At 65.5% G+C, this 13,348-nt stretch carries 14 protein-coding genes; 3 read left to right on the forward strand and 11 right to left on the reverse strand.

Annotation, left to right across the window (positions count from 1 at the left end):
* Positions 1–15 precede the first annotated feature (15 nt).
* Positions 16–732 (reverse strand): fumarylacetoacetate hydrolase family protein, encoded by a 717-nt coding sequence (locus tag V3H18_RS07270; protein ID WP_332081322.1) that lies wholly within the window; start codon positions 730–732, stop codon positions 16–18.
* Between the two features lie 137 nt (positions 733–869).
* On the opposite strand from V3H18_RS07270, the gene V3H18_RS07275 reads away from it, so the two are divergent.
* The gene (locus tag V3H18_RS07275; protein WP_332081323.1) at positions 870–2,279 is read left to right on the forward strand and encodes a sensor histidine kinase; all 1,410 of its coding nucleotides are present in this window, start codon (positions 870–872) and stop codon (positions 2,277–2,279) included.
* 165 nt (positions 2,280–2,444) lie between these two features.
* On the opposite strand, the gene V3H18_RS07280 is transcribed toward V3H18_RS07275, so the two are convergent.
* From V3H18_RS07280 to V3H18_RS07290, 3 genes are read right to left on the reverse strand one after another with little or no spacing between them, the layout of a single operon-like run.
* On the reverse strand, positions 2,445–3,428 hold the full coding sequence (locus tag V3H18_RS07280) for an Hsp33 family molecular chaperone (RefSeq protein WP_332081325.1): 984 nt from the start codon (positions 3,426–3,428) through the stop codon (positions 2,445–2,447).
* Positions 3,428–4,372: an ornithine carbamoyltransferase gene (gene argF / locus V3H18_RS07285; protein WP_332081327.1), complete on the reverse strand. Its 945-nt coding sequence runs from the start codon at positions 4,370–4,372 to the stop codon at positions 3,428–3,430. Before argF ends, V3H18_RS07280 begins: the two co-directional genes overlap by 1 nt.
* Positions 4,372–5,568 (reverse strand): aspartate aminotransferase family protein, encoded by a 1,197-nt coding sequence (locus tag V3H18_RS07290; protein WP_332081329.1) that lies wholly within the window; start codon positions 5,566–5,568, stop codon positions 4,372–4,374. Before V3H18_RS07290 ends, argF begins: the two co-directional genes overlap by 1 nt.
* Positions 5,569–5,987: 419 nt before the next feature.
* Between V3H18_RS07290 and V3H18_RS07295 the strand changes: the two genes are divergently transcribed.
* Positions 5,988–6,506, forward strand: coding sequence for a GcrA family cell cycle regulator (locus tag V3H18_RS07295; RefSeq protein WP_332081330.1), 519 nt, complete (start codon positions 5,988–5,990; stop codon positions 6,504–6,506).
* A 146-nt stretch (positions 6,507–6,652) separates the two neighbouring features.
* Here the strand turns inward: V3H18_RS07295 and phoB are convergent, their stop codons facing one another.
* Genes phoB through pstC form a run of 5 tightly spaced genes read right to left on the reverse strand, consistent with a single transcriptional unit; the run spans position 6,653 to position 10,770 of the window.
* A complete protein-coding gene (phoB, locus tag V3H18_RS07300; RefSeq protein WP_332081331.1) occupies positions 6,653–7,399 on the reverse strand; it encodes a phosphate regulon transcriptional regulator PhoB in 747 nt (248 codons plus the stop codon).
* Complete coding sequence (gene phoU, locus V3H18_RS07305) at positions 7,396–8,112, reverse strand: phosphate signaling complex protein PhoU (protein ID WP_332081332.1); 717 nt, start codon at positions 8,110–8,112, stop codon at positions 7,396–7,398. Before phoU ends, phoB begins: the two co-directional genes overlap by 4 nt.
* A 23-nt stretch (positions 8,113–8,135) precedes the next feature.
* Positions 8,136–8,927, reverse strand: a complete 792-nt coding sequence (gene pstB, locus V3H18_RS07310; protein ID WP_332081333.1) for a phosphate ABC transporter ATP-binding protein PstB — start codon at positions 8,925–8,927, stop codon at positions 8,136–8,138.
* Positions 8,924–9,766: a phosphate ABC transporter permease PstA gene (pstA, locus tag V3H18_RS07315; RefSeq protein WP_332081378.1), complete on the reverse strand. Its 843-nt coding sequence runs from the start codon at positions 9,764–9,766 to the stop codon at positions 8,924–8,926. The genes pstB and pstA overlap by 4 nt, the downstream gene beginning before the upstream one ends.
* Before the next feature lie 14 nt (positions 9,767–9,780).
* Positions 9,781–10,770 (reverse strand): phosphate ABC transporter permease subunit PstC, encoded by a 990-nt coding sequence (gene pstC, locus V3H18_RS07320; RefSeq protein WP_332081335.1) that lies wholly within the window; start codon positions 10,768–10,770, stop codon positions 9,781–9,783.
* Between pstC and V3H18_RS07325 the strand changes: the two genes are divergently transcribed.
* The gene (locus tag V3H18_RS07325) at positions 10,769–11,011 is read left to right on the forward strand and encodes a hypothetical protein (RefSeq protein WP_332081337.1); all 243 of its coding nucleotides are present in this window, start codon (positions 10,769–10,771) and stop codon (positions 11,009–11,011) included. The two genes, pstC and V3H18_RS07325, sit on opposite strands and share 2 nt — an antisense overlap.
* 45 nt (positions 11,012–11,056) lie before the next feature.
* Here the strand turns inward: V3H18_RS07325 and pstS are convergent, their stop codons facing one another.
* Positions 11,057–12,100, reverse strand: coding sequence for a phosphate ABC transporter substrate-binding protein PstS (gene pstS / locus V3H18_RS07330; protein ID WP_332081339.1), 1,044 nt, complete (start codon positions 12,098–12,100; stop codon positions 11,057–11,059).
* Positions 12,101–12,255: 155 nt separating this feature from the next.
* Positions 12,256–13,323 (reverse strand): ATP-binding protein, encoded by a 1,068-nt coding sequence (locus V3H18_RS07335; protein WP_332081379.1) that lies wholly within the window; start codon positions 13,321–13,323, stop codon positions 12,256–12,258.
* Positions 13,324–13,348: the final 25 nt, after the last annotated feature.

Here is a 13,348-nt window from a genome sequence, read left to right on the forward strand (position 1 = left end):
CGGGCGCAACTCGCCTTAATTTTCGATAGTTACGCTGACAGCGCCAACCCCTTCGACCTCGCCCTCGGCGCGGTCGCCCGGCAGGAGCGGGCCGACGCCCGACGGCGTGCCGGTGAAGATGAGATCGCCCGGGGCGAGCGCGACGAAGCGCGACAGCACTGAGACGATCTCGGCGACGCCGAGAATCATATCGGAAAGGTCGCCCTGCTGGCGCGGCGCGCCATTGACCGAAAGGGCGATGCGCCCGCGCGCCGGATGGCCGATCTCGGCCGCCGGGCGGATCGCGCCGATGGGCGCGGAATTGTCGAAGCCTTTCGACATGTCCCAGGGGAGCCCCGCGGCGCGCGCCGCCGCCTGCAGATCGCGTCGCGTCAAATCGACGCCGGCGGCATAGCCGAAAACATGGCTGAGAGCCTCGTCCGCCGGAATGTCGGCCCCGCCGCCGCCGAGCGCCGCCACAAGCTCGATCTCGTGATGGAGATTTTGCGTGAGGCTCGGATAGGGAATCGCCCCGCCGCTCTCGACCAAGGCGTCGGCGGGCTTGGCGAAGAAGAAGGGCGGGGGCTCCTTCTCGCTGCCTTGCCCTTGGTCCTGCGCCTTGCGCATCTCGCGGGCGTGGGCGGCGTAATTCAGCCCGACGCAGAAAATGCGGCGCACGGGAAAGCGCCGCGATTCCTTCGCGATGGCGACGCTCGGCCGAGTCGGGGCGGCGAAAACATAGTCGGCGTTCATTTCAAATCTCCAAGACCTGCTTCCTATAGAGCGTCCAGCCGCGTTTGGCGCTATTCTCGCGCCCTGAGAGCGTTTTCCGCCAAAAAACGGGCGCCGGGGCGGCGTAGAAAACGCGTGATCGATAACCAGAGCGGCCCATGGACCTATTGGACGCCGAAAGCGACGCCTTCGCCGCCGCCCTCGCCTTCGGCGAAATCGGCCTCGCGTTTCTCGATGACGACCTCGCCGTCGTGCGCCGCATCGGGCGCCTGAGCGACTGGCTGCCGCGTGAGGGAGAGTCCGCCTGCGCCTCGCCTTTCCTGCTCAATATGGAGGAAAAACTGGCGTCCTTGCGCGCCGAAAACGGCGAAATCCTGTTTCCCTGCCTGCGCATGCCCGCGAAAACGCAGGCGCGCGCCAATATCTCTATCCGCTATAGCGCGGAAAAGCGGCGCTATCTCGTCATCACCACGCCGGCCCATGGCGCCGACCTCGTCGACCGGCTGTTCGCGCCCGAGCGGCGCGAACAAAGACTGCTGCAGCAGCAGGCGGAGGCGGCGGCCGCGCGGCTGCGCGTCGCCGACGCGCTGTATCGCGACATCGTCGAATCCTCCGAATTTTTCGTCCTGCGCTTCGGCGTCGATCTGAATGTCGTCTTCGCCAACCGCCGCGCCGCGGCATTCCTCGGCCTGCCGCAGGACGCGCTCATCGGCCGCCCCGTCGGCGATCTCTTTCCGCCGCTCGGCCTCGACGATCCCTGGCGCATCGAGGTCGCGGCGCAGGGCGCCGCCAATTTCGAGATGGCGGCGCATGACGCCGAAGGCGCGCTCCGCTGGCTCGGCTGGAGCGTGCATTTCCTCGGGGCGGAAGGCGGCGGCGAATTTCAGGCCGTCGCCCGCGACGCGACCGCCTCGCGCCTGTTGCGGATCGAACGCGGCAAGGCGCGCGAGGAGGCGCGCGCGGCGGAGCTCGCCAATGAGCGGCTGCGCATCGCCCATGATCTGCACGATACGCTCGTGCGCTCGATCGTGGCGATGATCGCGCAGACGCGCCTTATCGCCAAGACGACCGGCGACGAGAAGACGAAAGCCGCGCTGCGCGAACTCGAGTCGCAGGGCCGCGAAGGACTGCGGGAGGCGCGCGAGGCGATCGAACGCATACGCGTCTCGCGCCGCGAGGAAGATGATTTGCGCGTCATCGTCGCGCAATTCGCCGCGCGGCGCGGCGACGAAACGATGAAGATCGAGTCCGAATTCAACTTTGGGGAACGCGAATTGCCGCGCGACGCGGAAGAACTCTTCGCGCAAGTGCTGCGCGAAGCCTTGCGCAACGTCGAACTGCATTCGGGCGCGCAGCGCGTCCGCATCTCGTTCATGCGGGAAGAGCGGGCGGCGCGGCTCATCGTCTGGGACGACGGCGTGGGCTTCGATCCCGACGCCGCGACGCCCGGGCATTTCGGGGTCGACGGCATGCTGGAGCGGGCGCGCGGCGCCGGGGCGACGCTCACGATCGACAGCGCGCGGGGAGGCGGAACGCTTGTGACGCTCGTCGCGCCGCTGCCCGATTAATCGTACGTATCCCGACCCATTCGTTCGTTGGACGCGTCATTCCGGGCAGGCCGAAGGCCTGACCGGGAAACCAGAGCCGATCCAACAACGCTGCCTTTGCTCCGGATTTCCGATCGCGCGTCGCGCGTCGGGAATGACATCCAAACTATGCGAGCGGATTTCCTATCAGTCGAAATCGGCGGGTTCGAAACTGCGGAGCGTGCCGCAGAATTCGCAGGTGACGCCGATGCGCCCATCGTCGCCCACCATGTCGCCGCGCTCCTGCGGCGAGAAGCTTTTCAGCAATTTCTCGATGCGCTCGTTGGAACAGCGACAGAATTCCGCGACCGCGCGCTCGGCGAAGACCTTGACGCCGCGCTCGTGGAACAGGCGATAGAGCAGCCGCTCGCCCGAAAGCGCCGGATCGACGAGTTCATGATCTTCGAGCGTCGCGGCGAGCGCCTGTCCTTCCGTCCAATGGTCGTTTTCCGCCTCTTCTTCCAAGAGCCCTTCCGGCGCGCCGCCGCCCGGCGCGTCTCCCGGCGGCAGATCGCGCATGCGCGCGCCGCCAGTCGGAAGATATTGCAGCAGCAGCCCGCCGGCGCGCCAACTCCTTCCCTGCGGCGTGACGCTTTCCGCCACCGCGAGGCGCACGAAGGAAGGTATCTGCTCCGACTGGCGGAAATAAATATGCGCCGCCTCGGCAAGGCTCTCGCCTTCCAGAGGCACGACGCCCTGATAGCGCGCGGCGTCCTCCTCGCGCTCGATGGTGAGGGCGAGATGGCCGCGCCCGAACAGCGCCGCGGGCGAGGCGTCGCGCAGCTTCTCGACGCGCTCGAGGTCGAAGCGCGCGAAGCCGCGCAGCTTTCCCGGCGCGTCGTAATCGACGACGAGCATGTCCACGGGGCCGTCGCTGCGCGTCTGCAATTGGAAGCGGCCGTGGGATTCGAGGATCGAACCGAGGAGCGCCGCGAGCGCGACGGCCTCCCCAAGCAGACGCGCGACCTGCGGCGGATAGGGGTAATGGCTCAGAATGGAATCGACCGTGGGTCCGAGGCGCGCGAGCCGGCCGCGCAGATCGAGCGGCTCGACCGCGAAGGGCAGCACCCGGTCGTCTTCGGACGTCGAGGCGGCGGGCCGGCTTGGCGCCGGCGCGTCGCGGCGCGCCATCACGCCTGCCCCGGCGCGAGGCACCAGCAGAGCACGCCCTTCTGGACGTGCAGCCGGTTTTCGGCTTCATCGAAGACGACCGACTGCGGCCCGTCGATCACCTCCTCCGTGACCTCCTCGCCCCGATGCGCCGGCAGGCAATGCATGAAGACCGCATGTTTCGCGGCGGCGCGCATCAGCTTGGCGTCGACCTGATAGGGCGCGAGCGCGGCGCGGCGGAACTCTTCGTCGGCGTCGCCCATCGACACCCAGCAGTCGGTAATGACGGCGTCCGCGCCCGCGACCGCCTCATAGGCGTCGCGCATGAGATTGACCGCCGCGCCATTGGCCTTCGCCCAGGCGACGATCTCCGCCGATGGCGCAAGCTCGGCCGGCGTCGCGACATTGATGGTGAATCCGAGCCGCGCCGCCGCGTGAATCCAGCTCGCAAGCACATTATTGGCGTCGCCGCTCCAGGCGACCGTGCGGCCCTCGATCGGCCCGAGGCGCTCCTCGAAGGTCAGCACATCCGCCATCACCTGGCAGGGATGCGAGAATTTGGTGAGGCCGTTGATGACGGGGATCGTCGCGTAACGCCCGAGATCGACAAGATCGTCATGCGAGAGAATGCGGATCATGATCGCGTCGAGGAAGCGCGACAGGACGCGCGCCGTGTCGGCGATGGTCTCGCCGCGCCCGAGCTGCATTTCGGCGCCCGTCAGCATGATGGTCTCGCCGCCAAGATCGCGCATGGCGACGTCGAAAGAGACTCGCGTGCGGGTCGAAGGCTTGTCGAACACCATGCCGAGATATTTGCCCGCGAGCGGGCGCTCTTGCGGCTCGACGCCTTTGACGCGGCGCGCCTTCAGGGATCTGGCGATCTCCAGAATGCGGCGCAGCTCTTCGCCGGAATGATCGGAGAGATCGAGAAAGGAGCGCGGACGCGTCACCGAATGCGCGGTCATCACGCCGCTCCCACTTTCTCGGCCGGGGCGGCGAGGCGCGCGCAAGCGGCCGAGAGCCGGGACACGGCCTCGGCGATGTCGGCTTCGTCGATGATGAGCGGCGGCAGCAGGCGCACGACATTGTCGCCGGCGAGCACGGTCAAGAGCCCCTGCGCGCGGGCGGCCGCCGCGAAATCGCCGTTGGGGATGCGCGTCTTGAGCCCGAACATCAAGCCTTCGCCGCGCACCTCCTCGATGATCGCCGGATAGCGGTCTTCAAGCTCGGCGAGCCTTTGCCGCAACAGCGCGCCAAGGCGCGCGACGCGCGCGAGGAAGCCCTCGCCCAGCACGATGTCGAGCACCGCCGCGCCGACCGACGCCGCCAGCGGATTGCCGCCGAAAGTGGAGCCATGCGCGCCGAGCGTCATCCCCTTGGCCGCTTCGCGCGTCGAAAGACAGGCGCCGATCGGAAAGCCGCCGCCAAGTCCCTTGGCGAGCGCGGCGATGTCGGGCGCGACGCCAGCATGTTCGCAGGCGAGGAATGTGCCGGCGCGGCCGACGCCGCATTGAACCTCGTCGAAAACGAGCAGCAGGCCGCGCGCGTCGCAGAGCGCGCGCAACTTCGTCAGAAAGGCGGCGGAAAAGACGCGCAAGCCGCCTTCGCCCTGGATCGGCTCCAGCAGGACGCCCGCCGTTTCATTCGTGATCGCGGCTTCGACCGCCTCGAAGTCGCCGAAGGGAACCTGGTCGAAGCCCTCGAGCGGCGGACCGAAGCCTTCGAGATATTTGGCGTTGCCGCCGGCGGCGATGGTCGCAAGCGTGCGGCCGTGAAAGGCGCCCTCGAAGGTGATCAGCCGATAGCGCTCGGGCTGGCCGTTCGCCGCATGATATTTCCGCGCGGTCTTGATCGCGCATTCCACGGCCTCGGCGCCGGAATTAACGAAGAAGACAAGATCGGCGAATGTCGCCGTGCAGAGACGCTCGGCGAGACGCTCCGCCTGAGGGATGCGATAGAGATTGGAGACGTGCCAGGGGGACTCGGCGGCGCGCTTCAAAGCCTCGACGAGATGCGGATGATTATGGCCGAGCGACAGCACGGCGACTCCCGCGCCGAAATCGAGATAGCGGTCGCCGTTCTCGGCGGTCAGCCACGCGCCTTCTCCGCGCGTGAAGGCGAGATCGGCCCGCGCATAGGTCGGAAACAGCGCTGACGTCAAAAGTCCTGCTCCATCAGGCCCGCCGCCGCAGGGGCCAGAAAAACAAAGCGCCGCCTTTTTAGGGCGGCAGTTCAAGACGGGATTTTAAGCTTGCGGCGCGGCGCGGTCAAATCCATGGCGGGCCGTGGTTTGTCGGCGGCGAACCGCGGCGGCAAGCGAGGCTTTGGAGAAGATAAAAATGAGTCTCATGGGCGCCGCCCACAGCGAAAGACTGTTGAGAACCCCCTCTTGCGCTTGCCAGCGGGACTCTCGCGTGATTCAAAATAAATCCATGAGTTTTTAGTGAGCGCCCGCGGCGTGGGTTGGGGCGCGTTCTCTCGAGTGTTGATGCGCGTTTCATCGCCGCTGCGCCTAAACGCCAGCGCTGCGGTCGGGGAAAGACTCCGATCCGCGCTCGACCCGATGGAGGGGAGAATCCAATGTCATGGACCGACGAACGCGTCGAACTGCTGCGCAAACTGTGGACCGACGGCTTGAGCGCAAGCCAGGTGGCCGCTGAACTTGGACCCGGCATCACGCGCAACGCCGTGATCGGCAAGATTCATCGCCTGGGACTCGCCGAGCGGGCGAAGACGGCGGCGGCGCCACGGCCGCGCGCGGCCAAACCGCCGCGTCAGAACCAGGCGCGCATGAACGGCGCGCCCACGCATGGCAATCTCGCTTTGGCCTTCGCGCCGCACGCCCTCGCCGCGCCCCGCGTTGCGCGGGAGGAGGAAGTGGTCATCCCCATTTCGGAGCGCGTGACGCTGATGGAGCTGCGCGAGTCCATGTGCCGCTGGCCGATGGGCGATCCGACGACGCCGGAATTTCGTTTCTGCGGCGGCAAGGCGACGGTCGGCGGCGGACCCTACTGCGGCTATCATGCGCGGGTCGCCTATCAGCCGGCGCAGGACAGACGCCGCGCGCGCGATCAATTGCGGGCGCAACGCTACGCGTGATGCGCGGCGCGTCGCGCCGTCTACGCGCGAACGGCTCGGCGGCGTTCGCGATGCGTAACGAACGTCATGGATGTCGCTCAGGATTTCCGCTCGGGACTGCGCCTCGGCGGGAATGACGCCAAGCGCATGGATCAATCAGATCCGTATCAGTCGTGTCCGAAAGTCTCGTCGAAGGAATAGCCGGCGCCGCGCACGGTGCGGATCGGATCCTTTTCGCGGCCGCGGATCAGCGCCTTGCGGAGCCGGCCGACATGCACGTCGACCGTGCGCTCGTCGATCTCCGCCGACATGCCCCAGACGCTGTCGAGAAGCTGCGCGCGGGTGAAGACGCGGCCGGGCTTCTCCATGAAATATTCGAGCAGCCGGAATTCGGTCGGGCCGAGATGGATTTCACGCCCGCCGCGCCGCACGCGGCGCGTGTCGCGGTCGAGGTCAATGTCGCCGAGCGTGAGCTTAGACGCGACGCGCTCGGGACGGGCGCGACGCAGCAGCGCCCGCACCCGCGCCATGAGCTCTGGCGTCGAGAAGGGCTTGACGACGTAATCGTCGGCTCCGACCGAGAGGCCGCGCACGCGCTCCCCTTCCTCGCCGCGAGCGGTGAGCATGATCACCGGCATGTCCCTCGCGCTGTCGCGCGCGCGCAGGCGCCGGCAAATCTCCAGGCCGGAGACGCCCGGCAGCATCCAGTCCAGAATAACAAGATCGGGCGGCGACTCGGCGAGCCGCAGCTCCGCTTCGTCGCCATTGTCGACATGCTCGACCTGATAGCCTTCCGCCTCCAAATTATAGACCAGCAGCGTCGCGAGCGAGGTCTCGTCCTCGACGAGGAGAATGCGCGGCGCGCGATCGCCTTTCCCGTTCCGCTGAAGGACTGCGGAAGTCGTTTCGTTCATTGCGCCGCCTCGTCCTTGACCCCGAAGTCAGGTGCGCGCGATTTGGGCCGCTCCACCGGCATCGCCTCTCCGGTGACGAGATAGACGACAGTCTCGGAAATATTCGTGGTGTGGTCGCCGATCCGCTCGAGATTTTTCGAGCAGAACAGAAGATGCGTGCAAAAGGAGATGTTGCGCGGGTCCTCCATCATGAAGGTGAGGAGGTCGCGAAACACCGAATCCTCGAGCGCGTCGAGATCGGTGTCGTTTTCCCAGACCGCGCGCGCCCGCTCGGTGTCGCGCAGCGCATAGGCGTCGAGCGCGTCCTTCAATTGCATGGCGGCGATTTCGTGCATCGACTTGAGGCCGACGATGGCGCGCGGCACGCGCGCCTCCGAGGCGATCTTCAGCGTGCGTTTGGCGATGTTCTTGGCGAGATCGCCGACCCGCTCTATGTCGCCGGAGATGCGGATCGCGGCGATGCATTCGCGCAGATCCACCGCGAGCGGCTGGCGCCGCGCGATGGTGAGAATGGCGTTCTCCTCGATCTCGCGCTGCAGCGCGTCGAGCCGCGGGTCGCTGGAGACGACGCGATGGGCGAGATCGATGTCGAAGGCCGACAGCGCGTCCATGGCCTCGGCCAGCATCTTCTCCGCGACGCCGCCCATTTCGGCGATGCGCCGGCCGAGGGCTTCGAGGTCACGGTCATAGGATTTGACGATATGGTCGCTCATGAGCGCCGTCCTTGGATCGCTGGTTAGCCGAAACGGCCGGTGATATAGTCGAGCGTGCGCTTTTCTTGCGGCTTGTTGAACACGTCGTCGGTCTCACCGAATTCGACAAGCTCGCCGAGATACATGAAAGCGGTATAGTCGGAGACGCGCACCGCCTGCTGCATGTTGTGCGTGACGATCGCGATGGTGTAGCGGGAAGACAATTCGTCGATCAGCTCCTCGACCTTCGCCGTCGAGATCGGATCGAGCGCAGAACACGGTTCATCGAACAGAATAATCTCAGGCTGCACCGCCACGCTGCGGGCGATGCACAGGCGCTGTTGCTGGCCGCCGGAAAGACCGAGTCCGCTGGTCTGGAGCTTGTCCTTCACCTCATCCCACAAGGCGGCGCCGCGCAGCGCGGCCTCGACGCGGGCGTCCATGTCGGCGCGCGGCAGCTTCTCGTAGAGCCGGATGCCGAAAGCGATGTTTTCGTAGATCGACATCGGAAAGGGCGTCGGCTTTTGAAAGATCATGCCCACCCGGGAGCGCAACGCGTTGAGGTCGATCGCCGGATCGAGAATATTTTCGCCGTCGAGCAGCACCTCGCCTTCGGCGCGCTGGCCGGGATAGAGATCGTACATGCGGTTCAGGACGCGCAGCAGCGTGGACTTGCCGCAGCCCGACGGGCCGATGAAAGACGTCACCTTATTCGTGTATAGCGGCATGGTGACGTTTTTGAGCGAATGCGACTCGCCGTAGTAGAAGTCGAGATTGCGCATCGAGACTTTGGTCAGCGGTTCCTTTACCTGGGCGATTTGAGCAGCGGCGTTCATTTCGATTTCCTCCGCCCGGCGCTGAGGGCGCGGGCCGCGATCGAGAGAGCGAGAACAGCGACGGTGATGAGCAGCGCGCCCGTCCAGGCGAGTTGCTGCCAGTCCTTGTATGGCGAGAGCGCGAACTGGAAGATGACGACAGGCAGGCTCGCCATCGGCGCGGCGAGGTCGCTGCTCCAGAACTGGTTGTTGAGGGCGGTGAACAGGAGCGGCGCGGTCTCGCCGGAGACGCGCGCGATGGCGAGCAACACGCCGGTGACAAGGCCGGCCTTGGCGGCGCGATAAGCGACCTTGCCGACGACATGGGAGCGCGGCGCGCCGAGCGCCGAAGCCGCTTCGCGCATCGACCCCGGCACCAGCAGCAGCATGTCCTCGGTAGTGCGCACGACGACGGGAACCACCAGCAAGGCCAGCGCCACGGCGCCCGAGATCGCCGAGAAATGCCCGATCGGGTGAACGAGGATCGTATAGACGAAGAGACCGACGACGATCGAGGGCGCGCTGAGCAGAATGTCGTTGATGAAGCGCACAACCACCGTCAGCTTCGTATAGCGTCCATATTCCGCCATGTAAGTGCCGGCCAGCATGCCGAGCGGCGTGCCGATCGCGACGCCGATGAGCGTCATGACGAGCGATCCGGCGATGGCGTTGAGCAGGCCGCCGTCCATGCCCGGCGGCGGCGTCATTTGGGTGAAGACGGCGGGCGAGAGGCCGCGCACGCCCTCATAGACGAGCGAAGCGAGGATCAGGAACAACCAGAACAGGCCGAACACCGCCGCCACCCAGCACAGGGTGATGGAGATGGAGTTGGCGCTGCGGCGTGAGGCGTAAAGCGACATGACTTCGATCTTTCTCACGCTGCCTTCCGCTCGATCCGCATCAGCATGTAGCGCGCGAAAGCGAGGACGATGAAGGTGATGACGAAGAGGATGAGGCCGAGTTCGATCAGCGCCGATGTGTAGAGGTCGCCGACCGCCTCGGTGAATTCATTGGCGATGGTCGCGGAAATGGTCGTGCCCGGCGCGAGCAGCGAGCCTGATATCTTATGCGCATTGCCGATGACGAAGGTGACCGCCATCGTCTCGCCGAGCGCGCGGCCAAGACCCAGCATCACCCCGCCGATGACGCCGACGCGCGTGTAAGGCATGACAACGTAGCGCATCACTTCCCACGTCGTCGAGCCGATGCCCCAGGCCGCCTCCTTCAGCACCGGAGGCACGGTTTCGAACACGTCGCGCGAGATCGACGCGATGAAGGGCAGGACCATGATGGCGAGGATGAAGCCCGCCGTCAGCGTGCCGATGCCATAGGGCGGCCCGGCGAAAAGCGTCGAGAAGATCGGAATGTCGCCGAAGGCCGAGATCAGCGCCGGCTGCACATGCTGCTGCAGGAAGGGCGCGAGCACGAAGAGGCCCCAGATGCCGTAGATGATCGAGGGGATGCCGGCGAGCAGTTCGATCGCCGTGCCGATCGGCCGGCGCAGCGAATAGGGGCAAAGCTCGGTCAGGAAGATCGCGATCCCAAGGCCCACGGGCACGGCGATCAGCATGGCGATGACGGAGGTGAGCACCGTGCCGTAGATCGCCGGCAGCGCGCCGAAATTCTCGGTGACGGGATTCCAGGATTGCGAGACGAGGAAGCCGATGCCGAACGTCTTCATCGCCGGCCAGGAGCCGTAAACGAGCGAGATGATCACGCCGCCGAGGATGACGAGCACGATCACCGCCGAGGCGCGGGTGACCTGCAGAAACACCCGGTCGACGAGAGCCAGCCGGCCGAGGACGCGCGTTCGATCCACCGCGACGATGGGCGACGCCGATTGCTCCAGAACAATATCCGACATGTGCGAATCCGCCTCCTGCCCGGCTCCATTGGCTTCGCGCCGGTTCGGTTCGATCGAGAACATCCGCTCCACTCCCGACGCCGGGCTTTCCGTCGAGCGGCGCCTTTCGCGCGCTTTCCGATCGGACCGACATCATCCGATCGACCAGAAATCCCTCCAGATCGATCAGCCTGAGCAAGTTCCGAAAAAGTCTGTCAACTTTTTTGAGAAACTTGCTCCGGCCAGTTCCGGCGGCCGCTGAAGCCGCCGCCGGAAAATCGATCATTCGCGCGGCGCGCGCGCCGCATCAGTGCGACAGAGGCTTGCCGTCCGCGCCCTTCACGCCGGCCCAGCTCTTCTTGATGAGTTCGACCACCGGCTTGGGCATGGGAATATAGTCGAGCTCTTCCGCGGCCTTGCCGCCATTGGCGAAGGCCCAGGCGAAGAATTTCAGCGCCTCTGCCGTCGCGGCTTCGTCCTTGGGCTCCTTGGGGAGAAGGATGAAGGTCGCCGCAGTGATCGGCCAGGACTTGGCGCCGGGCTCATTGGTGAGGATTTCGTAGAAGCCCTCGGCATGCGCCCAGTCGGCGCCCGCCGCCGCGGACTGGAAGGACTCGCTGTTCGGCGCGACGACCTTGCCGTCCTTGTTGATCATCTTCGTATAGGTCAGCTTGTTCTGCTTGGCGTAGGCGTATTCGACATAGCCGAGCGCGCCCTTGGTGTTGGCGACGTTGTTGGCCACGCCCTCATTGCCCTTGGCGCCGATGCCCACCGGCCATTCGACCGAAGTGTTCTCGCCGACCTTGGTCTTCCATTCGTCGGAAACCTTCGAAAGATAGTTCGTGAAATTGAAGGTGGTTCCCGAACCGTCCGAACGATGCACGACGACGATGGGCTGCGACGGCAATTTCGCCTTGGGATTGAGCTTCTTGATCGCCGGATCGTCCCACTTGTCGATTTCGCCGAGGAAGATCTTGGCGAGCGTCGTCCCGTCGAGCGTCAGATCGCCGCCGACGATCCCTTGGAGATTGATCACCGGCACGATGCCGCCGATCACCTGCGGCCATTGGATGAGGCCGGAAGCGGCGAGATCTTCGGATTTGAGCGGCTGGTCGCTCGCCCCGAAAGTGACGGTGCGCGCCTTGATCTGCTTGATGCCGCCTCCGGAACCAATCGACTGATAATTAAGGCCGTTCCCGGTTTCCTTCCGATACGAATCCGCCCATTTCGCATAGATCGGATAGGGGAAGGTCGCCCCCGCGCCGGAAATATCCAGCGCGTTCGCCACGCCCGCCATAACGGCGAGAGCGAGCGCTGCGCCAACGCCGCGCTTGAAGATCGTCGAGAGCATTTGAAGGTCTCTTTTCAGCTCGAGAATGGATGCGCGATGCGCCCCGCGCCATCGCGAGGCGGAAACTAGCGGCTCGACAATAGGGTTTTGTGACGTTTACATTACAATAATATGACAGAAATTCTTATTTTAATTCAATGTGTCATATCAATCTGTCATATGACGTCGCCGGCAGGCAGAACCACCCGAAAAAGCGTCCCCTCGCCAAGCGCGGATTCAATCGACAGGCGCCCGCGATGGCGCAGCACGATATGCTTGACGATGGCGAGGCCAAGACCCGTGCCGCCCTTCGCGCGGCTCTTGCCGGCGTCGACCCGGTAGAAGCGCTCGGTGAGCCGGGGAATATGCTCGGGCGCGACGCCGGGGCCATGATCCCGCACCGTTAGATGAACGAGGGCGCCCTTGCGCGAGAGCGCGATCTCGACCGATTTCTTCGTCGCGTCGTCGCCGCATCCATATTTCAGCGCGTTCTCGACGAGATTTTCGACGACGCGCGCCAATTCGTCGCGATCGCCCGGCGCGACGACATTGGGGGCAAGATCGAGATGGATCGTCATCCCATTGTCTTCCGCCATTTGCGAGAGCGTGTCGACGATATGCGCGACGAGAAGCGTGAGATCGACCGGCGTCGCCGGACGAACATGCATGTGCTGCTCGATGCGGGAGAGCGACAGAAGATCGTCGACGAGGCGCGCCATGCGCTGCGCCTGCTCGCGCATGATGCCGAGGAATTTTTCGCGCGTCGCGGCGTCGTCGCGCGCCGGGCCCTGCAATGTTTCGACGAAGCCGAGGAGCGAGGCGAGCGGCGTGCGCAATTCATGGCTGGCGTTGGCGACGAAATCGACGCGCATGCGTTCGACGCGCCGGGACTCGGTCAGATCGCGCAGGCTGATCATGGCGATCGCGTCCAACCCCTCGATCTCGACCGGCGCAATATGCGCTTCGAACCAGCATTCGACCGGGAGTCGCTCGACCCAGACGGTTTTTTCCGCCTCGCCCCCGGCGAGCACCCGCGCCACGGCGTCGAGCATGTCGGGCGAACGCAGGCTGCGCGACAAGGGTTCGTCGAGGCGCACGGCGGGCGCCAAGGCCTGCGCGGCGGCGTTGGCGGCGGCGACGCGCGTCTCCGCGTCGATGAGGAAAATCGGTTCGGGCAGAGCGTTGATCGCCGCCGCGAGGAGATCTATCGCCTGCTCGCGCCATGTCGGCTTTTGCGTCACCATCGGCATTGAGGCTTGCCCTGCGCGT

The organism is Methylocystis borbori, assembly GCF_036576025.1.
Classification (GTDB): Bacteria; Pseudomonadota; Alphaproteobacteria; order Rhizobiales; family Beijerinckiaceae; genus Methylocystis; species Methylocystis borbori.

Coding starts and splice junctions, on each gene's coding strand:
- phoB (WP_332081331.1), bottom strand. CDS start 7,399: ATGAACGAAACGACTTCCGCAGTCCTTCAGCGGAACGGGAAAGGCGAT.
- V3H18_RS07335 (WP_332081379.1), bottom strand. CDS start 13,323: ATGGTGACGCAAAAGCCGACATGGCGCGAGCAGGCGATAGATCTCCTC.
- pstA (WP_332081378.1), bottom strand. CDS start 9,766: ATGTCGCTTTACGCCTCACGCCGCAGCGCCAACTCCATCTCCATCACC.
- argF (WP_332081327.1), bottom strand. CDS start 4,372: ATGACCGCGCATTCGGTGACGCGTCCGCGCTCCTTTCTCGATCTCTCC.
- pstB (WP_332081333.1), bottom strand. CDS start 8,927: ATGAACGCCGCTGCTCAAATCGCCCAGGTAAAGGAACCGCTGACCAAA.
- V3H18_RS07280 (WP_332081325.1), bottom strand. CDS start 3,428: ATGGCGCGCCGCGACGCGCCGGCGCCAAGCCGGCCCGCCGCCTCGACG.
- V3H18_RS07295 (WP_332081330.1), top strand. CDS start 5,988: ATGTCATGGACCGACGAACGCGTCGAACTGCTGCGCAAACTGTGGACC.
- V3H18_RS07325 (WP_332081337.1), top strand. CDS start 10,769: ATGTGCGAATCCGCCTCCTGCCCGGCTCCATTGGCTTCGCGCCGGTTC.
- V3H18_RS07275 (WP_332081323.1), top strand. CDS start 870: ATGGACCTATTGGACGCCGAAAGCGACGCCTTCGCCGCCGCCCTCGCC.
- V3H18_RS07270 (WP_332081322.1), bottom strand. CDS start 732: ATGAACGCCGACTATGTTTTCGCCGCCCCGACTCGGCCGAGCGTCGCC.
- phoU (WP_332081332.1), bottom strand. CDS start 8,112: ATGAGCGACCATATCGTCAAATCCTATGACCGTGACCTCGAAGCCCTC.
- pstS (WP_332081339.1), bottom strand. CDS start 12,100: ATGCTCTCGACGATCTTCAAGCGCGGCGTTGGCGCAGCGCTCGCTCTC.
- pstC (WP_332081335.1), bottom strand. CDS start 10,770: ATGTCGGATATTGTTCTGGAGCAATCGGCGTCGCCCATCGTCGCGGTG.